Source organism: Aquimarina muelleri DSM 19832, from assembly GCF_000430665.1.
GTDB lineage: Bacteria > Bacteroidota > Bacteroidia > Flavobacteriales > Flavobacteriaceae > Aquimarina > Aquimarina muelleri.
The window spans coordinates 1-18,975 of sequence record NZ_AUML01000057.1 but is presented as its reverse complement, the minus strand read 5'-3'; the positions used below and the strand labels follow the sequence as shown (position 1 = coordinate 18,975).

The window sequence follows — 18,975 nt, the reverse complement described above, 5'->3', positions numbered from 1 at the left end:
TAAATCTATAACTTACCTGTCGCTCTTGGAAAAGATGCTTACTGCCTTTTTTAAGATATCACGTTCCATTTTTACATCTCGTAATTCTTTTTCTAATTCCTTTACTCGTAATTGTTCTGTACTCAATTCCTGTTTTACAGTGAATTTACCAGAGGTAGATTCATAGGATTTACGCCATTTACGGATCATACTTCCATCTAAATCATATTCTGAACTCACTTGCTGTACGCTTTGACCTGATTGTAATAACTCTACAATCATAAGTTTAAAATCGTTACTATGTTTTCGCTTTACCATAATTCAAATATATTTAACATTATGGGCTATTTAAAATCGTCCTAACAAAACTAGATATTCCAACCTGTAGCAGTAAACTTTACCCTAATATTGGTGATGGTGGCATCGCTAAACGTATATCGTTTAACTGGTGGATTATCATAAGAACCAGGATAAAAAACAAGTTCGCCCGGGTTTAAAAAACAAAATCTTTCGTCCCCTGGTATTCGTTCTGAGGGCTTACCTGAATAATATTCAAAAACTTCATCGTCTTTACTGGATTCAAAACTTAGTTGTAAATATCCTCCTTGTACTTCGGTAGTTGGCCTGCCTGTTTTGTGGTTGATAATACGTTGGTATACTATCTGTACGTTTTGTACTTCTTTTTCTATGCCCAGAAAAAAAAGCTTGGCTAAGACGATCATTTTTGGTTTAGATTTTAATAAGCTCTTAAATTTAAATCAAAAATCAATACTTTTTAAAAACTATCTCTATTAATTTTCTATTTTATCGAATCTCATCGTTTATTTTGACTTTAATTTTTTTTATAACCAAGCTATACATTTTACTTCTTCTTTTTTTTTCTTCCTCTTCGTTTTGCAGCTCATAATTATCTGTGTTTTGTGGCAGGTAGATCTCGTTCCAATCTTTTACCAATAGTGCACCATAGTTTTGTATTGCTGGGGATCGGTAATCGGGGTATCGCAAAATCTCTCAGTGATTTTTTAGCTCTTTTACCCCCATATCGATAAGGGGGTACCCCCTTATCGATATGGGGTCGAGCCCACTCAGAGGTGGTTCGAGCTGATAATGTATCGCTTCGAAGGGTCATTAGGATGCCCTTTAGCCCATAAGTTGCTCCTTCGAAGTGATAATTTTTGGGCTAAAGGGCTTTGCAGGAAGGGTAAAAGTGATATGTTTTGGGGTCTTGCCCCATACAAAGGTGGTTCGAACTACCTCAGCCACCCTTCGAAGGGTGTCAATGATCCTTACAAGGACTTATTAGCGATCTCCTGCATCCTGCAGTGGATCAATATGTGTATATGGCTCTTATTTTTTTATGATTCGATGATATTTCTTATGAAAAAACCCTCACTGATTTTGAAAACCAATGAGGGCTAAATCTATTTTAATCAACAACCTCGTAGTAAGTTATATAAGGGACTAAAACGATATTATTAGTTCTTAAAGAATCTCTTTATATGCATTTCTCCATTTTTTGTTTTTAACTTCACAACATATACTCCTTTAGATAAAAAATTGGTATTTACAACTACACTTCCTTTATTCTGTATTTTAATGTTTTGCAGAACCTCTTTTCCTTGTAGATCAAAAACTTTTATTTCTGTAATCTGTAACGATTTTTGAACACTTATATAGAGGTGATTATGTACAGGGTTTGGATATAATGCTATATCTTCTTTATTTTCAACTGTTTTTACCTCTTCTGTTTTCGCACCAACTCCTTTTCCGCATCCATCTTCCTTATACTCTACACGAACTGCTTTAGGATCAATTTTTCGGTATTCTTTTACAAAAATCTGTTGTACGCTTCGGGTTACGCATGGCTCTTCCTTTTTTTCTTTTAAATCTATTTGTCTTTCACAAGAGGTATCTGTTTTTCCTGTATTGGTTGTTTCTACCAGATAAATTTCTGTAGCTCCTGCTCCAAAAGATGTTGTATATCCTGTAAAAGCAAATCCTTTGTCAAAATTATCTATTGTCATTTCCATTCCTCCTTCATTACCATTTCTTCCATAATTACGTGCCCAAAGCAAGTTACCTCCTGCATCGGTTTGAAACATCATGGCTTTAGGCGAGGTAATGGTCTGCTGCCCCACTATGGTATATAAGGGAGTACCAGCAGTAGTAAAGGTTTCTTCTATCCCATGTCCATACTCTGTTCTTTCTGTGCCATAGGTTTTCATTCCTATAAAACTACCGTTGCTTTTTAAAAATAGTAAAAACGCATCAAAAGAGTTATTGATACCAAAGCTATTGGTATATCCTGTAAGCACATAATTACCATCTTTGGTTTGCTTTACACAAGTCCCCACATTTAAGTATCTGTTAGAAGGATCAAGCTCCTTGGGGTATCCTAATATTCTGTTCCATTCTAGAGTTAAATCTGATTTTAATTTAATTACAAAAATATCGGTAGGTGGATTTGCTAAAGTAGAAGTTGCTCCACACCAATAGTTGGTTGTTGAGCCAGTAATAATATATCCTCCATCTTTGGTTTGCTCAATCCAAAGACCTCTTTGATCTCCCCTGCCTCCAATAACTGTTGCTTTGACAAGATTACCCATAAGATCTGTTTTGGCAACATAAATATTGGTTCCTGGATATGCTTGCGAATAACTCCTAGTATCTCCTACCAGAATATAACCAGACTTACCTGTTACTTCTCTAATATTTTGTACACAATGTGCCTCATCATATTCTTTACCGCCATATACCACAGAAAAAACAGGCGCTCCATTTACATCAACTCCTGTAAGGTATGCATCTCCTGCTCCAAAACCGAAACTTTGTGTAATACCCGCAGCTACATAAGCTACCTTATTATTTGGGCTAAAATATGTAGATTGCCGTACCGAATTAAAATACTCATGCTTTTCTCCCCCATACACTCTAGACCATATTTGGTTACCATTTAAATCTGTTTTTACTAAAGTAGCATCTACATTACCTATAAAATTTTGAGTGGTATAGCCTGCTATTACATATCCTTTTTCAACTTTATTAAGCTGCGTTAAAGATTTACCCATTTCTGATTTATCTGTTCCAAATGTTCTTTGAAATTGTGAAAAACCTAAGCTTACTATAAAACTAAAGGCTACACTAAATACAATTGTTTTCATGATGATTTATATTTGAATTGGTTAAAAATATATTCTCCTTAATCTTGAATAGCTTAATTTAATTTGGGGAAAAATCTTATTACTAATTCTATAATCTTATTGGCATGTAATGGGGCTAAACACTCTTCTGTAACCTTACAATATATGTAGTATTCATTCTATACTAAAATACAAAACAAAACAATGAAAGCCAAGTGGTTACACCCCACAAATACAGAGGTAAAAACCTGTATTTTAAACAATTGAGCACAAGTAATTTTATTTAATTTATAGATTTGCATATATAAATATCTTACGTTAAGGTCTATCTTTGCACATTAATAATTCATTTATTATTTGATTTTTCTTACAATAATTTCAAGTGATAAATGGTGTAATCCATATTGCTATGGTTCAGAAAATAGGAAAATATATTCTAATCGTTTTACTAACTTGTAATTGTTCTAATAACAATAAGTCTGAAAAAACTACAAATGCAGGTACTATTACTAACGAGCAGGTAGAGGAACAAAATACTATTAGTAAACTTGTTTTTATTGATGAATTTATAATTCCTTATACAGAAATTAATGGTGTTCCAATCGGGGGCTTTTCTGGGATGGATTATAAAAACGGAAAATGGTATATTATCTGTGATACTTCTACACCCCCCATACGGTATTATGAGGCACAAATAGATTATAATAAAAATGCTTTTACCTCTGTTAAAATAGATACAATGATAGAGATTAAGGATACAACTGGTAATTCTCTAATACAAGGTATCGTCGACCCAGAAGCTATTAGATTTGATCCTAACACCCAAAAAATCATATATACCAGTGAGGGCTCTATTGTTAATAATATAAATCCTGCTTTAATCGAAATAGATCCAAAAGGAAATCAAACCCGAAGTTTTACTTTACCAAATAATTTTAGAGCGAATACACAAAATGACACTTTAGGACCAAGACATAATGGTGTTTTAGAGGGGCTTTCTTTAAGTATAGACGATCGTGGATATTGGATCTCATGCGAGCTTCCTCTTATTGAAGATGGGCCAGAACCTACCACTACAGACACACAATCTCCTGTAAGAATCACTTATATAAACAAAACATCTGGTATTGCAGAGCGACAATTTGCTTATGAATTAGATCCTGTTGCTCGTAAAGCTGCATTAGGCACTACATTTGAAGTAAATGGTTTAGTCGAAATTTTAGAGTATGATACTAATAAATTCTTGGCCTTAGAAAGATCTTTTTCTTCGGGCTATGCAGATGGTGGTAATAGCGTAAAAATTTATAAAGTAGATGCTAGTAATGCTACCAATACCCTTTCTTTAGAAGCTCTGTCTTCTTCGAGATACACTCCTGCTATAAAAACATTGCTTTTTGATTTTGATACAATTAGAAATCAGCTTACCAACATTACTGTAGATAATCTAGAAGGGATAACATTTGGTTCTACATTAGAAGATGGTAGTCGTACTATTGTAGTGATCTCTGATAATAATTTTAATTCATTTTATCCTCAATACAACCAATTGATAGCTTTTAAGATAGTGCCTTAACCAATAAGATAAACCATAGTCTCTTACCAAAATAGTAATTATCGCTTATCTATTTGTAGTTGTATATTCTCTAAATTAGAATATAACTCATTCATCATCCATTGTCTGGCTTTACATTTTTTTGCTATTTCAATAGCGGTTTTACTAGATTGAAGAGCTTTTTTTAATTCTCCTTGAATTACATATATCTTGGATATCCCATCATAAGAGGAAAAAGACATAGGGTTCTCTTTAATTCGTGTATCATACATATCCAGAGCTTTATCCAGCTCTTCATTTTCTAAGTAATTTAAAGCTAATTGAAGATAAAAATCTTCGATAGAGCTTGGAAGCTTATTTTTAATCTCAGCTTCTAAAATTAATAAATCTTCTTGCTTTTTATGCTTATAATAGTAGTAAACAGCATTGCCTAAAAAGTAAGATGGTATAGAAAATGAGGTAGAAAAATCTGTTGATAGCTGGCTATAATGATCAATAATTTGCTGTGCACTTTTAAAATTATAAAATTCTTGCCTGGTGATTTCCCAGTTCTCAAAAATTTCTTCTAGAGATTTCCTTATAGTTACTAATCCTACAGAGTTATGATTTTCATTTTCAAAGTGCATAAAACTCCAATCTTTTTCCTCTGGAAAATACGTATCTAAAACTCCTACAAATTGTCTGACTCCCATTTCTTTGGTATCTGCAAGAGAAATGAAGAATTTTGCTCCTATTTCTTTTTTATCTTTAAAAACCGTGTTTGCTTTATTGATAATTTCATAATTCCCTAACCATAATGCAGGATCTATTGCTATATACGAATCGAATACTTTTGGTTTCTCTAACATATAGTTAGTTACAAAAACACCTCCTATAGAATGTCCTATTAAAATTTCATAGTCTGAGGCTCTATAATTTTGATATATATAAGGTTTTAATTCGTTTTCTATAAACAACATAAAGTTAGATGCATTGCCTTCTCTTTTAGGAATATAATCAGGGGTACAGTTTCTTCTATACTTGGTTTTCCCTTTATCTGCAATACCTACTACTATCATTTCGGGTATTCTTCCACTTACACTAGACAAAAGTTCTATGAGTCCTGTATCATAATGAAAATTATAATCGCCATCTATTAGATAAACTACAGGAAAATTTCCTTTTGGGTTAGAATAATAACTTGGTGGTAGATATACCTGAAAAGTTCTTTCTTCTTCCAATACTTTTGACGGTATAGATTTTCTCTCTCCAATAGTAAAACTTGAATCTATTTCTTGCCCATATAATATACTGGACATATAAAGTAATAAAAGAAAAAACAATATATTCTTGTTCATTTTTGTTTGTTTTATTTTTTGTAGTTAGCTGTAAAATTTATTATCTATATAACATCACCTCTTCTTCGTCATTTGGTAGTTTTATAATATCCTTGAATGTTAGACCTATTTTTTCTAAAAGTTTTTGTGACCCTATATTTGTTTGTATTGTTATCCCTACAATCTCTGGAAGTTTAAAATAATTCAATGCTATTTCTTTTAGCTTACTTACACTTTCATAACCGTATCCTTTTTTCTCATACTCTGGCAAAAAAGCAAAACCAATATCAATTCTATCTAGACCTTCGCGATTATACAGTCCACAACATCCTATTTTTGCTTGATCTGATTTTCGAATTATAGTATAATTTGAGTATCCTAATCTTTTTAATTGCGGGAGAATCTTATTTTCAATATAATCTTCTGCATCTTTAACAGATTTTATATTTCGATCCCCTATATTCTCAAGCCACTTAGGGCTATTCATTAGTTCTAATATAAAATCGGCATCTAATATGTTAGTCGGTCTAATAAACAATCTTTCTGTCTCAAAAGATTTATATGTTTCTTTCATCTTTATTTAAATTTCTAATGTTTAGACTTGCTTTAGTACCTGTATTAAGTAAGTAAAATGATTTAATGTAAATTTCAAGGTTAATAACCTGAAAAACCTACTTATTTAACTACATTTTGCCTTATTTTTTTAAATACTTTATACTCTAACTTAATGACAAGTATAAATAAACGAGAGTTTGTATAACAATAATGTTAACATTAAGATAAAATATATCCTTTTTTTAATCCTACTTTGTCATCTTAGAATTAAAAATACATCCATCCCAACCTTCTTTCAAAAGAAGGAGTATAAAGTCTCCCTTTGAAGGGAGATTTAAAGGGATGTTAATGGTAGATCTAAAAATCAAATAAAAACATATATAAGATGACAAAGTAGGATTAAATAAACTAGTGTATCTCTGTTCTATATTTTTTATTTTCTTAAGTTACTAGCTTATCGAAAGGATAAAAATTAATAGCATCAGAAGCTTCTTTATCATCTGTATAATTTTAGTATTTTTAGACTTTATTTTAAACAAATATGAAATTAAGACTTACGGTAGGTTTCTTGTTTTTTTTTACAACTCTGTTAATGCATAGTCAAGACATTGCTATTTTACAGTATAAAGGAGGTGGCGACTGGTACAGTAATCCTACCGCTTTACCAAATCTTATACAATTTTGTAATCAAAATATAAATACGGTTATAGGTTCTAAACCAAAAACCGTAAAACCAGAAAGCACAGATATTTTTCAATATCCATATATCCATATGACTGGACATGGAAACGTTTTTTTTACAGATGCAGATGCCAGTAACTTAAGAAATTACCTACTAAGTGGCGGTTTTTTACATATCGATGATAATTACGGGATGGAACCTTATATTCGAAAAGAATTGGTTAAAGTTTTTCCTAATAAGGAGCTAGTAGAGTTACCTGTTAGTCATCCTATTTTTTCATCAAAATATAATTTCCCACAAGGGTTGCCTAAAATACATGAGCATGATGGAAAACGACCACAAGCATTAGGGATTATTGATGAAAATAGATTAGTTGTATTATTTACATTTGAGAGTGATTTAGGAGATGGCTGGGAAAACCCCGAAATACACAATGATCCAGAAGAAGTTCGTGCTAAAGCTCTTAAAATGGGAGCTAATATAATTAAATATGCTTTTGAAAATTAAATGTCAGAACAATTACATCACAACAATACCACGTTTATAAAAAAAAAGTTTCCTATAACACTAATATGCGACAGAGTAAACTCTCCTGCTAACATAGGTAGTTTATTTAGGATTGCCGATAGTTTTGGTATAGAACAAATTTATTTTTGTGGAGAAAACATTAGCGTTATTAGCAAACGCATGCAACGTACTGCAAGATCTACACACGAAATCATATCCTATCACCAAACAGAAGATATTAAGGATGCTATAAAACAACTTAGATCTAATGGATATACTATTTTAGCTTTAGAAATTACCGATACTAGTATTCCTGTTTACGATTATAAATATAAAAAAGATGAAAAGATTGCTTTAATTATAGGGGAAGAAAACTTTGGTGTATCCAAAGAGATTTTAGAGCTTGTAAAACAAACTATTCATATAAATATGTATGGTAACAATAGTAGTATGAATGTTGCTACAGCTACTGGAATTGCACTTTATGAAATTACGAAACAATGTAGATCCTAATAAAAAAGGATATCCATACTTTTATCTAAATACTTAAAAAAATATGAATTCAAAAACAATTGCTTATGGTATCCTAAGAGCAGTAGCTGTACTTATTGGTATTATTTTACTTTTATGGTTTTTATATAAAATACAATCTGTACTTGTTTACATTGCATTTGCTTCTGTAATTTCTCTTATGGGAAGACCTTTGGTTTTATTTCTTAAGAGAAAATTAAAATTTAATAATACTCTGGCTGTAGTTGCTACTCTGTTTATAGTTATTGGTTTATTTTTAAGCATTTTCACGTTGTTTGTGCCAATTATAAGTGAACAAGGTCAATTGATCGGACAAATTAATATTGAACAAGTTAGCGATGACTTAAATAGACTTAATCAAGAGGTTAGTAACTATTTTAAAGTCAAAAAACTAAACTTAGTAGAATTGATAAAGCAAACTGATTTAATGCAGTTTTTTGACCTAAAAACCATCCCTAACATGATTAATTCATTTTTAAGTGGTTTTGGAGCTGTATTAATTGGTTTATTTTCTGTTTTATTTATTTCTTTCTTTTTACTTAAAGACAGTCAACTTCTTGAAAACAGCTTATTAATTTTTGCAAAAAAAGAAGATGAAAATAGATTTATGACTGCTTTTAATAAAATAAAAGATTTGCTTTCTCGATATTTCGTAGGGTTATTATTACAAATATTCATTCTTTTTGTTTTATACACGATACTTTTACTTGTATTTGGGGTTCATAATGCTATTGCAGTTGCATTGATTGCTGCTATTTTTAATCTTATACCTTACATAGGCCCTTTATTTGGAGGTATTTTTGTTTTAATATTAGCAACGACAAGTAATCTTGGGCTTGATTTTCAAGATGTTATTTTACCAAAATTATCTTATATTTTGATTGGATATCTTATGATTCAATTAATTGATAATTTTTTAAATCAACCTCTAATTTTTGGAAATAGTGTAAAATCACATCCTTTAGAAATATTTTTAGCAATCCTTATTTTTGGGCTTCTTTTTGGTATTGGTGGGCTTATTGTTGCTGTACCTTTTTATACCGCAATTAAAGTAATAGCTAAAGAATTTTTGTCTGAGTATAAAATTGTAAAGACTCTTACCAAAGATTTATAGAGTTCTAAACTTGTACAATCACTAATCCAGAGTAAGCTAATTTGTGTATGTCTTTAAAAATATATTTTGTTGTTGAGGAAAATCTAGGAGAATTAAACTCCATAATGTGGACTAAAAGTATAAAAATTGAATATTAAAATTTTAGATAAAAAAGTTCAGGAGTTTATTACTCAAAAATCGAATAGTACATCTGATATAAGTGCTTTAGTTTTAAGCGGAAGTCCTTTTGATGGTATATCGGTTCAGGAACTAGCGCAACAAGTACAATCTAAACGTAAAGCAAAAATAAAGTTACCTACTTGGTATTCCAAAAAAGAAATTTACTATCCGCAAACACTTAATCTGGAGCAAACGTCTTCAGAAACTACCGCATTGTATAAAAGTAATCTGGTTTCTGGGGATTCATTAATCGATTTAACGGGAGGGTTTGGTATTGATGACTACTATTTCTCAAAACGTGTAAAAAAAGTGATGCACTGCGAGCTAAATGCTGATTTAAGTATAATTGCAGCTCATAACTTTAAAACTCTTGGTTCTGAAAACATAAAAACATATAGTAGTAATGGATTAGACATTCTTAAAAATCAAACTTTTGTAGATTGGATTTATATAGATCCTTCGCGTAGACACGATACTAAAGGAAAAGTTTTCTTTTTAGAAGATTGTTTACCAAATGTACCTGATAATTTAGATTTCCTTTTTCAAAAAAGTAATAACATATTACTAAAAACATCTCCGCTACTAGATATACAAATAGGTATTAATACTTTAAAAAATATAAAAGAAATTCATGTGTTAGCTGTAAATAATGAAGTGAAAGAGTTACTATGGATTTTAGACAAAACATATAAAGAGGACATTAAAATAATTACTGTTAATATTCAAAAATCAGGTAACCAGATATTTTCTTTTATACAAAAAGAAGAAGCACAACAATCTATTACCATTGGGGAGCCTACAAAATATCTTTATGAACCGAATAGTGCTATCTTAAAAAGTGGCGGTTTTTTAAGTATTAGTGCTACTTTTAAGATCAAAAAACTTCACTTACATTCTCATCTATACTCTTCTGACCAAATAATTGATTTCCCTGGAAGAAAGTTTGAAATATTGTCTGTATATCCTTATCAGAAAAAAATAATATCTAAAACAGGAATTAACAAAGCCAATATTACCACTCGCAATTTTCCGGAAAGTGTGGCTACTTTAAGAAAAAAACACAAAATTAAAGATGGAGGGGACATTTATCTATTCTTTACAACAGATCATACCAACAAAAAAATTGTTATTGCTTGTAAAAAAATGATTTCCTGAATAAACTATTTGATTCTTTACTTAAAAAATATTTTAGAATATGTAATAAAATTTATTTTGCTATCGATATTTTAAGTAATAAATTACTTTTCTTTCCGTCATAAGCTTCCATAATCATGTCCATATTAGGTAATGTAGCTGCTTTAGTGAGTTCTAACACATCTAATCGAGAGTTTCTAACATCGCTTCCTGTAAGAATAGCCTCTTTAGTAGTTTTTCCTGTGGCATCATCAATCACATAAGAGGTTAGATAAATAAATTCTTTTTTGCCATCAAAATAACGCGCAGGAGTTTCCTCAAAAGATCGTTTTAAATTGGTGAAATCATCTATAAAAAACAAGTAATGTTTGCCCTTATTTTTAAAATTTAGATAGGACATACTGCGCTTACTTGCAGTACCCAATTGGTATTTTGGCAATTTATGCATCCAAACCATTCTATTATCGTTTGATAACTTAAATGCAAAAATATCTCTGTAATAATACCTATATGTTGTTCTGGATCCAGAGGAACTTGATGTAGTAAAAGATTCTACATAACGCTGCTCTCCTAGCAATACCAAACTACCATCATTATTAAATACTATATCATTAACCCTAAGGTTTTCTAAATCTTTTTTATCTGATTCTTTTTGTGTCCCTTCATTAATTCGTGTTTCTCTTTTTAGAGCCAAATCTTGCATCATTCCTAAAGGAATATCACTTTTTACAACTCTATCTACTATCCCTTCTGAAGATAAAATAGCCGAAAAAACACCTGAAACTTCTGCTTTATTATCGTTATTAGCGTAAAAACCAGAAATCTTAACTGTACCCAATTCATCTTCTTCTATAACTGCATCTGTAATTGATTTTCCAGAAATATCAATGCCACTCTTTATAATTTCACTACCGTTTTCTGTAATCTTAAAAACTTCAGTTCGATAGGTGTTTTCAAGTCTATTTTTATCTGTCGAAGCCGCATTAAAAACAGAAGCTGTCATATAAAAATTACCTGCATTATCTATTGCGAAATCTTCATTCTGAATTTTATCAGAAGCATAAGGTAAGGTTATTTTTCTTTTCCACAGAAGGTTTAATGCATCACTATAAACCGCAATTCCAATTTTATCTGCTTTACCAGAACTGGTTTCTATTCTATACAAAACCAATAAATTTTTCTCATTTGCAGACTTTTTAAATATAAATTTATTTATCCTTCCGCCTGCATCAAAACCATAGGTACTTTTAAAGCCAAAATCTCTATTGATATTTTCTTTATCATTAATAAGCTGTATAGGTTTTTCTACCACAATACCTGTAAGAGATACTTTTTGTGCATATGCTTTATCATTAATTGAATAAAAAACCACTGCTTTTCCTCCTAACTTCATTACGGTTTCAAAATCTCCTTTATCCTCTACTATTTGTCTTTTTTTTATATCCTCTTTAAGATCTTCTAATGAGTATCTTTGTATGGTCATAGAATTGCGTCCTTTTTTAATAGATACAAGTCTATTTCCTGATGCAACATGATATGTATTCATGCTTTTTATTCGTTTATACTTCTCTCCTATTTTAAAAGAAAAATCTTCGAGTAAAACTGGTTTTTGTGCAAAAGCATAAAAAGAAATAAAAAAGCTAAAAACTAAAAGATATCTAATATTCATCTGTGCATCTTTTTTATAAATATTCATAAGGTTATAGGATAAGTTCAATTCTATACAAATATATAAAAGATGTATTTAAGGTTTTTATTAGTGGTAAGGTAAAATTTTTATCTTTTTTCACATCAAGAAAAATCTGATTTTCAGTATTTTAAAAATAAGTAGTATCCAAATAAAAAATTATGGTAAAAAAATGTTGCATTGTAGTTTGATAAAAGCTACATTTGCATCCGCATTTGAAATATTAAATGCGTCGTTCATAACATATTTTTGGAGAGGTGCCAGAGTGGTAATGGAGCAGATTGCTAATCTGTCAACGCGTAAGTGTTGCCAGGGTTCGAATCCCTGTCTCTCCGCATTTTTTTTATTTCGGGGTGTAGCGTAGCCCGGTTATCGCGCCGCGTTTGGGACGCGGAGGTCGCAGGTTCGAATCCTGCCACCCCGACTAATGTAAAGTCTTTGTTGTCAATAGATAACAAAGACTTTTCTAGTTTAAAGGGGTGGCACACGTCAGTAACGACGTCAGTAAATAATGCATTAATTGAAAATTTTAAGCTAGTTAGCAAAAATGAGTTTCAAAATATGCCAAAATTTAAAAAAGCAGAAATAGTACGTTCTAAAGCAAACAATGGAGACTATATAAAATTTTACATTTGGGATGTACAATTAAATGATTTAGCACGTAAAAGAATTTATGTTCCTTCCAAATACAAAACGGATTCTGAAAAGAAAGCTTTTCTAAAAGATCGTAAAAACCAAATTAACAAACCTTATTTTTTTGTAATGTAAACTTCTTTGTAGCTTTGTAATTAATGGCATCGTTTATAGTTAGTATTTTATTACCACTTTTAAAGAGTAATAACAGCTCTGTTTTTTATCTTTTTTCGATCCATAACAAGATACTTTTGCAAGGGCAATAACTGCTTAGGGTACAATTCTAACACTTTATACTGTTAGTGTATTTCAGTAAGAAAAAATTTGTACGAAAAGATTAAAGATTTGATTACACAGAACAAAACGTGGTGCTATATACATTTTGCAATTTCAGACACACCTTTTTCCAGTTGATCCTCCGAAAGAGATGCAAAACCTAGTCGTATTCCGTTTATCGTTCTGTCTGTTCCAAATTTATCGGGTGTTATTATTTTTATATCTTTTTTAAGTAAATTCTCAGATAACCTAAATATGTCGGTTTCATATTTTGGGCGTAACCAAAAAGCCAAACCGCCTTCAGGAAGGTCATAGGAAACTTTATCTTTTAATCTATCGATTACAAGGGTGTTAAAAAAATCCCGCTTTTTCAAATAATGGGAAGTGGCACGTTTTATATGCCTTCTCATCTCGCCTGATTCAATCAAATCCAAAACTGCAAGCTCCATAATAGTGTCGCCTTGTACATCCATTCCTTTCCTTAGTTTCGCTATACGCTGAATCATATCAATTGAACCTATGACATAACCTATTCTTAGTGCTGGTGCTACCACTTTGCTCATTGACCCTATATAGATACAGTTATGTGCTTCCTTATGACTAGATAATGGTAAAACAGGCCTTTGATGATAGTGAAAGTCGTGGTCATAATCATCTTCAATAATTGTAAAACCATAATGATTTGATAATTCAATGAGTCTCAACCTGCGAGATAGCGATAAAGTTACTGTAGTAGGGTAATGATGATGTGGTGTTAATAAAACCGCTTTAATATTAGAATGGATTTTAAGCAATCTTTCAATATGTTCAATCTCTATCCCTTCACTGTCGACATTGACAGGAACAATTTTTGCTCCTGAGCTTTCCATAGCTTGCCAACCAGGTCTATAGCCAGGGCTTTCAACTATTACTATATCTCCTAAACCTAAAAGTACCTGTGCAGATAGGTACATTGCCATCTGACTTCCTCGAGTTATTGCGATTTCTTCAACAGTAGTACATAATCCACGTTTATAATTGAGCATTTGTACTATGGCTTCCCTAAATTCTAATGTCCCTACCGCATTACCATAACCCATCATCTTCCAGCGCGCTTTTTGATTAAAAACACGACGGTACGCTCTGGACAGTTCAGACATTGGCGCTAATTTACTGTCCGGAATACCGTCGTCAAAAATAATCTTTGGAGTAGCGACCAGCTTCAAAGTAGAGTGAGCTTTCTTTATACCTAAACCATCTTGTTTTAGATTAGGGATATCGTTTGCAACAAAAACACCTTGTCTTTCCCTTGATACTAACCAACCTTCTGCCGTAAGTATTTCAATCGCTTTAACGACCGTATTTCGATTTACCTCTAAAATTTTTGCCAATGGTCGGCTACCTGGCAAGGCACTCCCTCCCTGTACTTTACCGGATTTTATATCATCGATGATTCCATCTACTATTTGAAGGTAAATAGGTATTGCGCTCTCAAAGTTAATTTTTAGTTCAAGTTTCCAAGGTCTTAACATTTGGACTATACATTTATATTAAAACTGAACCACAAAGATAGTCCAAAAAGAATATAATTTAGCTCCCATTAATAACAATTAAAACATTTCAAAAATGAAAAAAGTACAAGAACCAGAACAGTTTAGCTCAAAAGATTTCCACAAAACTTTTGCCAGACCCGAATACGTTAAAGTAAGTAAACTGATTCACAGAAACGTCGAAAAGGCAGGTGAACATGATCAGTTTTCAGAAGAGAGAAAACATCCTGTTTTTTTTGTTGACCTACCTACTAAGAATGTTAGTATGACAATTGGAGGTCTATTGGGAGATCAAATAACCAACAAGCACAGACACACTTACGAAACGGTATTATATGTAATGGAAGGTGAAGGCTGGACCGAGATTGAAGATGAGAGAGTTGAATGGAAAAAAGGGGATGCCGTTTATATACCAGCTTGGGCTTGGCATAGACACGGAAACAAAAGTATTGAAAATGAAGCTAGATACCTGGCGTGCGAAAATGCACCTCAATTACAAAATCTAGGTGTTGCACTTAGAGAGGAAGAAGGACGTGATTCTTAAATCAGCAAATAATTTTAAAAAGTAAATTATGAAGAAAACAACATTAGAGGGCATAATAGCATATCCCATAACACCGTTCGACGATAATGAAAAGGTTGATATCAAGTTGTTCAATATTCTCGTAGAACGTTTAGTAGTGAATGGCGCTAATGCCATAGCACCATTAGGAAGTACTGGTGTGCTGCCATATCTGAGCGATGAAGAAAAGGAGCTTATTACGCAGAATACCATTACGCAGGTAAATGGTAGAATACCGGTAATGGTCGGGGTTTCGAATCTTACTACGGAACGTACTTTACATCACGCTAAGTTTGCCGAAAAGGCAGGCGCAGATGCGGTTATGATTATCCCTATGAGCTATTGGAAATTAACAGACGACGAAATATTCATTCATTTCAATACCGTTGCTAAACAGATCGATATACCCATAATGGCCTATAACAATCCAGCCACAAGTGGAGTAGATATGTCTCCTGCTCTTCTAAAGAGGTTATTGGAAATTCCGAATGTAACAATGATTAAAGAGAGCTCTGGCGATGTACAACGAATGCAATATTTAAGGAAAGAACTTGGGGAAGATGTTGCTTTTTATAATGGTTCTAATCCATTGGCACTAGCAGCATTTGCAGCAGGTGCAAAAGGATGGTGTACAGCAGCTCCAAATCTTATTCCCGAGCTTAATAACAATCTTTATAAAGCTATAATAAACAATAATTTGAACGAAGCTCAGTCTTTTTTTTACAGACAGTTCAAGTTGCTAAAATTTATAGTTGATACAGGTTTACCGCGCTCCATTAAAGCTGGTCTTAATGTACTTGGCCAAGATGGAGGTAATTTAAGAAGCCCTCTTAGACCTTTAAACGAAAAAGAGTTTAATACGTTACGTACATTGATAGACGAATGTAACGATGTAGTTCTCACGGATACTTAAAACCCAATGTTTAATCGGGCTTAGATGATTTTAAATTATCTAAGCCCATATTATGTTCAAAATGAATGCAAATGTAATAAGATATTAGTATTTATATGGTTAGTTTATTCACTAATAGGTATTTCAAATATTCTACTTACAGGAATAAGGTTTTATAATAAGTATGAATTAATATTTACTGCTAGCCTTATTATAATATCAGGGACAGTAATTATTGGGGTAGGCTTGTTATCAAAACACTATAGTTCTAAAAAAAATAATTCTTGAGAAGTAACAAAAAACCACAACAGAGATGTTGTGATTTTTTTGGTTATCTAGTATATCTATACCCCTAGCAATCTAGCAGCCTTATCTAAAGCTTCTAATTGTGCTGCGGTGGGTTGCCCGCCAAAATCTTGTTGTGCCTCGGCATATAAACTCCTGCCGTGACCATCTGGTGAGCCTTTACTACCCGTGTGTTTTTTGTCCGATTTCTCGGCACTTTTACTACCTGCTGCTTCTAACAGCGCCTTGGCTTTGTTGTAATCTCTGTCTTTGATTGGCATATCTTTGGTTTTAAGTTACTTTGTTTTTTATTGCTATGCTTACTCGTAATCGGTACTAGTTACAAACTAGCACTAGCACATACTATAACCCAGCGGGGATCGGAATTTTTCATTCTTAGAAATTAAAACTAGTTGACAAATCCCCTTCAAATTCAGGCTTTTCTGTTGATTCCTTAGCTACAATTTCAAATACAGGAACATAATCGTTATTTACCCCTCCATAAATCTCTATTTTCAACCAACCTTTTGGTACTTTAAATTCTATTATCTTGTTAATTTTAATTAATTTTTCTAATGTAAAATCTTTCAAATAACCTATTCCACATATCCCCAGTATTCCTGTAGAATTTAAAATCCATCCTGTTGATTTAACTTCTACTTCACTCAAATACGATCGTTCATTTATATTTAAAACAAAACCATAATCATCTGCTTCAATATCAATTATAGGAATAGCTATACCATTAGCTGAGATTTCCTCTCCCAAATTAGTTTCCACTAATGGAGTTAGAATATCATTTCCCTTTATATGCTTTTCTTTAAAATCTACTAAAGATTTTAAATCAAATATGGCAAAACCATTTAATTCTGAAAATAAAAATTCTATCCGCATGATATTTTATTTTTATGCCATTTCTCAAGAGCTTTAAACGCTTCTAGTGGGGTAGCGTTAAGAATATAATAAGTCTACATTAATTAATGGCTTATTTTCTTCTAATACACCTTCTGTCCTGTATATCACAAATGAAGTAATAACGGTTTCTAAATCCGAATCTTCTAAACAAAAAGGTTTTAAGTATGTTTTTGTTCCTTTTCCTTGTAAGGCTATTTTAGGATAATTATTATTCAGTAGCCTTGGCCAATTATTTAATTCATAACCTGGAACTATACTTAATTCCTTAATATTTTTATCAATATTAAAAATCCCTTCTTGTTCAAACTCTCTACCTATAAGAGGTTTTATAAGTTCTAAATCATTTACACTATAAATTGGATATGTATAAGGGTTTATACCCCAAACAATCATAATAATTTCTTCTTCAAATAACTTATCAATAATTTCAGAATTAGAAAATTCATAAACTAAATCTAACTCTTTTTGCCCATACTCTTTTTCAATTACTTCTGTCATTCTTGGTAGGTCTACAAGCAAAAATCCTAAATGATTATATCCATCAAAATGCTTTTGAATTTTATTTTCTTCTGAAAGAAGCAGTTCGTTTCTATAAAAATAAATATAAACGTTAAGAATATTAGTTGGAACAGGAACTGTTTCTAGTACCCCATGCTGGTGTATAGGCAAATCTTCAAAAACTTTAACTCCTATTAAATATTCATAATCATCAAAATCTAAATCAACCTTATGGTTTATATCATTTCTAATATTTTTTAAAAATACCTTAGAACTGGTTAATAAATTTGCTTTCCCTAGACTTTTATTGAATATTTCTTTTCCAAATATACTATTGGGGTAATTAAGATTTTTTTTTGCAGTTTCAAAAACAAACCTAATATTATACTGCTTACCTATAATTTGAGTTAATTCTATCTTCTTTTGTTGACCATCAATTTCAAGAAATAAATCATCAAAAATATTCGAACCACCGCGACAAGCTAACACTTCTACACTATTCATATTATTTACATTTAACAGCAAAACCTTGATCTTTAGCCCATTTCTTAGTTAACTCCCAAGCTTCCTGTGGTGACACATTGGCTTTAATCAATTTACCTTTAGTTTCTATCTGAGGTTATAATAGTACAAAAAAACCACAACAGATGTTGTGGTTTTTTTTGGTTATTTAGTATATCTATACCCCTAGCAAATCGCCTGCTTTACGTAAAGCTTCTAATTGTGCTGCCGTGGGTTGACCTCCAAAATCTTGGAATATCTAGTTTTGTTAGGACGATTTTAAATAGCCCATAATGTTAAATATATTTGAATTATGGTAAAGCGAAAACATAGTAACGATTTTAAACTTATGATTGTAGAGTTATTACAATCAGGTCAAAGCGTACAGCAAGTGAGTTCAGAATATGATTTAGATGGAAGTATGATCCGTAAATGGCGTAAATCCTATGAATCTACCTCTGGTAAATTCACTGTAAAACAGGAATTGAGTACAGAACAATTACGAGTAAAGGAATTAGAAAAAGAATT

20 protein-coding genes and 2 tRNA genes are annotated in these 18,975 nt (G+C 31.7%); 11 read left to right on the top strand and 11 right to left on the bottom strand.

Annotation, left to right across the window (positions count from 1 at the left end):
- Positions 1-12 precede the first annotated feature (12 nt).
- The 4 genes from H527_RS0117685 to H527_RS0117670 form a co-directional block, all read right to left on the bottom strand.
- Entirely contained in the window at positions 13-297 is a 285-nt protein-coding gene (locus H527_RS0117685) for an IS3 family transposase (protein WP_027413918.1), read from the bottom strand.
- A 50-nt stretch (positions 298-347) separates the two neighbouring features.
- Positions 348-701, bottom strand: coding sequence for a type VI secretion system tube protein TssD (tssD, locus tag H527_RS0117680; protein WP_027413917.1), 354 nt, complete (start codon positions 699-701; stop codon positions 348-350).
- Positions 702-783: 82 nt separating this feature from the next.
- On the bottom strand, positions 784-984 hold the full coding sequence (locus H527_RS0117675; RefSeq protein ID WP_027413916.1) for a hypothetical protein: 201 nt from the start codon (positions 982-984) through the stop codon (positions 784-786).
- Positions 985-1,454: 470 nt separating this feature from the next.
- Positions 1,455-3,140, bottom strand: coding sequence for a T9SS type A sorting domain-containing protein (locus H527_RS0117670; protein WP_027413915.1), 1,686 nt, complete (start codon positions 3,138-3,140; stop codon positions 1,455-1,457).
- Positions 3,141-3,528: 388 nt separating this feature from the next.
- Here H527_RS0117670 and H527_RS0117665 point away from each other — a divergent pair, with 388 nt between their 5' ends.
- Positions 3,529-4,692: an esterase-like activity of phytase family protein gene (locus tag H527_RS0117665; RefSeq protein ID WP_155837937.1), complete on the top strand. Its 1,164-nt coding sequence runs from the start codon at positions 3,529-3,531 to the stop codon at positions 4,690-4,692.
- A gap of 38 nt (positions 4,693-4,730) precedes the next feature.
- Here H527_RS0117665 and H527_RS23280 read toward each other — a convergent pair whose 3' ends face one another.
- Both H527_RS23280 and H527_RS0117655 read right to left on the bottom strand, forming a co-directional pair.
- The gene (locus H527_RS23280; RefSeq protein WP_081414639.1) at positions 4,731-6,008 is read right to left on the bottom strand and encodes an alpha/beta hydrolase-fold protein; all 1,278 of its coding nucleotides are present in this window, start codon (positions 6,006-6,008) and stop codon (positions 4,731-4,733) included.
- 40 nt (positions 6,009-6,048) lie between these two features.
- Positions 6,049-6,561 carry a GNAT family N-acetyltransferase gene (locus H527_RS0117655; protein WP_035088775.1) on the bottom strand — a complete coding sequence of 171 codons (513 nt, stop codon included), beginning with the start codon at positions 6,559-6,561 and terminating at the stop codon, positions 6,049-6,051.
- A 522-nt stretch (positions 6,562-7,083) separates the two neighbouring features.
- On the opposite strand from H527_RS0117655, the gene H527_RS0117650 reads away from it, so the two are divergent.
- The 4 genes from H527_RS0117650 to H527_RS0117630 all read left to right on the top strand — a co-directional run bounded on the left by H527_RS0117650 (position 7,084) and on the right by H527_RS0117630 (position 10,690).
- Positions 7,084-7,731, top strand: a complete 648-nt coding sequence (locus H527_RS0117650) for a DUF4159 domain-containing protein (protein WP_027413912.1) — start codon at positions 7,084-7,086, stop codon at positions 7,729-7,731.
- Positions 7,732-8,244 carry a TrmH family RNA methyltransferase gene (locus H527_RS0117645; RefSeq protein WP_027413911.1) on the top strand — a complete coding sequence of 171 codons (513 nt, stop codon included), beginning with the start codon at positions 7,732-7,734 and terminating at the stop codon, positions 8,242-8,244. It abuts the gene before it with no gap.
- 43 nt (positions 8,245-8,287) lie between these two features.
- Positions 8,288-9,376, top strand: a complete 1,089-nt coding sequence (locus tag H527_RS0117640; RefSeq protein WP_027413910.1) for an AI-2E family transporter — start codon at positions 8,288-8,290, stop codon at positions 9,374-9,376.
- A gap of 126 nt (positions 9,377-9,502) precedes the next feature.
- Complete coding sequence (locus tag H527_RS0117630; RefSeq protein WP_027413909.1) at positions 9,503-10,690, top strand: THUMP-like domain-containing protein; 1,188 nt, start codon at positions 9,503-9,505, stop codon at positions 10,688-10,690.
- 52 nt (positions 10,691-10,742) lie between these two features.
- On the opposite strand, the gene H527_RS0117625 is transcribed toward H527_RS0117630, so the two are convergent.
- On the bottom strand, positions 10,743-12,365 hold the full coding sequence (locus H527_RS0117625) for a hypothetical protein (protein WP_027413908.1): 1,623 nt from the start codon (positions 12,363-12,365) through the stop codon (positions 10,743-10,745).
- A 242-nt stretch (positions 12,366-12,607) separates the two neighbouring features.
- Between H527_RS0117625 and H527_RS0117620 the strand changes: the two genes are divergently transcribed.
- The 3 genes from H527_RS0117620 (at position 12,608) to H527_RS24085 (ending at position 13,124) form a co-directional block, all read left to right on the top strand.
- A tRNA-Ser gene (locus H527_RS0117620) sits at positions 12,608-12,691 on the top strand.
- Positions 12,692-12,705: 14 nt separating this feature from the next.
- Positions 12,706-12,780: transfer RNA gene (locus H527_RS0117615), tRNA-Pro, on the top strand.
- 137 nt (positions 12,781-12,917) lie between these two features.
- Positions 12,918-13,124 carry a hypothetical protein gene (locus H527_RS24085; protein ID WP_155837936.1) on the top strand — a complete coding sequence of 69 codons (207 nt, stop codon included), beginning with the start codon at positions 12,918-12,920 and terminating at the stop codon, positions 13,122-13,124.
- Positions 13,125-13,360: 236 nt separating this feature from the next.
- Here H527_RS24085 and pdxR read toward each other — a convergent pair whose 3' ends face one another.
- Entirely contained in the window at positions 13,361-14,776 is a 1,416-nt protein-coding gene (gene pdxR / locus H527_RS0117605) for a MocR-like pyridoxine biosynthesis transcription factor PdxR (RefSeq protein WP_027413906.1), read from the bottom strand.
- 283 nt (positions 14,777-15,059) lie between these two features.
- Here pdxR and H527_RS24655 point away from each other — a divergent pair, with 283 nt between their 5' ends.
- Together H527_RS24655 and H527_RS0117595 are read left to right on the top strand one after the other, a co-directional pair.
- Entirely contained in the window at positions 15,060-15,338 is a 279-nt protein-coding gene (locus tag H527_RS24655; RefSeq protein ID WP_229809307.1) for a cupin domain-containing protein, read from the top strand.
- A gap of 28 nt (positions 15,339-15,366) precedes the next feature.
- Positions 15,367-16,269 carry a dihydrodipicolinate synthase family protein gene (locus tag H527_RS0117595; protein WP_027413904.1) on the top strand — a complete coding sequence of 301 codons (903 nt, stop codon included), beginning with the start codon at positions 15,367-15,369 and terminating at the stop codon, positions 16,267-16,269.
- A 323-nt stretch (positions 16,270-16,592) separates the two neighbouring features.
- Here H527_RS0117595 and H527_RS0117590 read toward each other — a convergent pair whose 3' ends face one another.
- The 3 genes from H527_RS0117590 to H527_RS0117580 form a co-directional block, all read right to left on the bottom strand.
- Positions 16,593-16,814 carry a hypothetical protein gene (locus H527_RS0117590; RefSeq protein ID WP_027413903.1) on the bottom strand — a complete coding sequence of 74 codons (222 nt, stop codon included), beginning with the start codon at positions 16,812-16,814 and terminating at the stop codon, positions 16,593-16,595.
- A 115-nt stretch (positions 16,815-16,929) separates the two neighbouring features.
- Positions 16,930-17,427, bottom strand: coding sequence for a hypothetical protein (locus H527_RS0117585; RefSeq protein WP_027413902.1), 498 nt, complete (start codon positions 17,425-17,427; stop codon positions 16,930-16,932).
- 57 nt (positions 17,428-17,484) lie between these two features.
- Positions 17,485-18,450, bottom strand: a complete 966-nt coding sequence (locus H527_RS0117580; RefSeq protein WP_027413901.1) for a hypothetical protein — start codon at positions 18,448-18,450, stop codon at positions 17,485-17,487.
- 310 nt (positions 18,451-18,760) lie between these two features.
- Between H527_RS0117580 and H527_RS0117570 the strand changes: the two genes are divergently transcribed.
- A partial coding sequence (locus H527_RS0117570) for an IS3 family transposase (protein WP_027413900.1) occupies positions 18,761-18,975 on the top strand: 215 nt, incomplete at its 3' end.

What these genes read in the sequence shown, in the direction of transcription:
- H527_RS0117685 (WP_027413918.1), bottom strand. Translation starts at nt 297, where the DNA reads ATGGTAAAGCGAAAACATAGTAACGATTTTAAACTTATGATTGTAGAG.
- tssD (WP_027413917.1), bottom strand. Translation starts at nt 701, where the DNA reads ATGATCGTCTTAGCCAAGCTTTTTTTTCTGGGCATAGAAAAAGAAGTA.
- H527_RS0117670 (WP_027413915.1), bottom strand. Translation starts at nt 3,140, where the DNA reads ATGAAAACAATTGTATTTAGTGTAGCCTTTAGTTTTATAGTAAGCTTA.
- H527_RS0117665 (WP_155837937.1), top strand. Translation starts at nt 3,529, where the DNA reads ATGGTTCAGAAAATAGGAAAATATATTCTAATCGTTTTACTAACTTGT.
- H527_RS23280 (WP_081414639.1), bottom strand. Translation starts at nt 6,008, where the DNA reads ATGAACAAGAATATATTGTTTTTTCTTTTATTACTTTATATGTCCAGT.
- H527_RS0117655 (WP_035088775.1), bottom strand. Translation starts at nt 6,561, where the DNA reads ATGAAAGAAACATATAAATCTTTTGAGACAGAAAGATTGTTTATTAGA.
- H527_RS0117650 (WP_027413912.1), top strand. Translation starts at nt 7,084, where the DNA reads ATGAAATTAAGACTTACGGTAGGTTTCTTGTTTTTTTTTACAACTCTG.
- H527_RS0117645 (WP_027413911.1), top strand. Translation starts at nt 7,732, where the DNA reads ATGTCAGAACAATTACATCACAACAATACCACGTTTATAAAAAAAAAG.
- H527_RS0117640 (WP_027413910.1), top strand. Translation starts at nt 8,288, where the DNA reads ATGAATTCAAAAACAATTGCTTATGGTATCCTAAGAGCAGTAGCTGTA.
- H527_RS0117625 (WP_027413908.1), bottom strand. Translation starts at nt 12,365, where the DNA reads ATGAATATTTATAAAAAAGATGCACAGATGAATATTAGATATCTTTTA.
- H527_RS24085 (WP_155837936.1), top strand. Translation starts at nt 12,918, where the DNA reads ATGCCAAAATTTAAAAAAGCAGAAATAGTACGTTCTAAAGCAAACAAT.
- pdxR (WP_027413906.1), bottom strand. Translation starts at nt 14,776, where the DNA reads ATGTTAAGACCTTGGAAACTTGAACTAAAAATTAACTTTGAGAGCGCA.
- H527_RS24655 (WP_229809307.1), top strand. Translation starts at nt 15,060, where the DNA reads ATGACAATTGGAGGTCTATTGGGAGATCAAATAACCAACAAGCACAGA.
- H527_RS0117595 (WP_027413904.1), top strand. Translation starts at nt 15,367, where the DNA reads ATGAAGAAAACAACATTAGAGGGCATAATAGCATATCCCATAACACCG.
- H527_RS0117590 (WP_027413903.1), bottom strand. Translation starts at nt 16,814, where the DNA reads ATGCCAATCAAAGACAGAGATTACAACAAAGCCAAGGCGCTGTTAGAA.
- H527_RS0117585 (WP_027413902.1), bottom strand. Translation starts at nt 17,427, where the DNA reads ATGCGGATAGAATTTTTATTTTCAGAATTAAATGGTTTTGCCATATTT.
- H527_RS0117580 (WP_027413901.1), bottom strand. Translation starts at nt 18,450, where the DNA reads ATGAATAGTGTAGAAGTGTTAGCTTGTCGCGGTGGTTCGAATATTTTT.